1 protein-coding gene is annotated in these 1,046 nt (G+C 29.6%); it reads right to left on the bottom strand.

What is annotated here, in order from left to right; translation table 11 throughout:
* Positions 1-181: 181 nt before the first annotated feature.
* On the bottom strand, positions 182-1,046 hold an 865-nt coding region (locus F1E73_RS17050; protein WP_223883503.1), incomplete at its 5' end, for a hypothetical protein.

Raw genomic sequence — 1,046 nt, 5'->3', positions numbered from 1 at the left:
TTAAGTATATGGCAAGTAGGGCAGAAAACAAGCAATTATTTTCGGTTTAGCCACAAGCCAAATCTTTTGCATTTTGTTTTAATTTTTCTTTTTTAATACCAAATCAAAAGATTTGACGACATCACAAATAGGCACTGATTTCTCGATTAAACACTAATTGCCCTATTTGCTATATATAGTGTTACAAACTGTATTTTATTGTCTGTTGCTTTTCAGAATCTGTGTTTTTTAGCCATTCAATTACTGAGTTTTTCGCGTCATTTTTGTCAAGTATAATTCTCTTTCCATATTTTTCAGGAATAAGCTCAAATTCCCTCAAACTCCTTTTTATTGAGTAAACGTATATACTTTTACAATACAGAAATTCATCAACAAATTTTGCCTTAATTCCATAATTTACCGATTTTAAATCAGAAGCAACACTCGGATAGATAATACAATTAATATTTTCATTTTTTAATAGAATATTACTAAAGGCTATACTCGATTTATATTTATGCTCCTCTCCATTTTCCACTCTTTCTTGAAATTTTGATGAAATATACTTTTCTATCAATTTGTCATTTTCAGAAACATATTTGTAATTTTTCAACTCAATATTTTCTTTAGGGTTAGCTTTTAGAGCTTCGATTCCGGCATATTGAGAACGTATTTTTGTTTCAGGAAATTTTTTATGGAATATTCCAATCATAACTAAATCACCATCGACAGGATTTAGCTCTTTAATTACGGCTCCTAAATAATTTGAAGAATAGAAGAAGTTCTGTCCAATATTGCTACATCTATTTAATTGATGATGTTTTGAGGGAATTTCGTCAAAATTCGGATACCAAATTGATTTTGTAGTTTGTATATCTTTATCTTTGGTATTTGTGATTATTCGGGCTCTAAAAAGTCCATCAGGTGAAATGTTTATTGTTGGTCGAGTATGCCCTAAAATTTCTTGAGAGAATAATTGCTCGATTTCTTCTACAGAACTATTTTGAAAATCAAAACCTGTCAATTTTTGCTCTAAGTCATTGGTCATCGTGATATAGTTTGTAACG

The sequence above is a fragment of the Arenibacter lacus genome, from assembly GCF_008711145.1.
In the GTDB taxonomy this organism is placed as follows: domain Bacteria; phylum Bacteroidota; class Bacteroidia; order Flavobacteriales; family Flavobacteriaceae; genus Arenibacter; species Arenibacter amylolyticus.
Note: the sequence above shows the minus strand (reverse complement) of the source record. Positions and strands in the feature narration are given on the sequence as shown.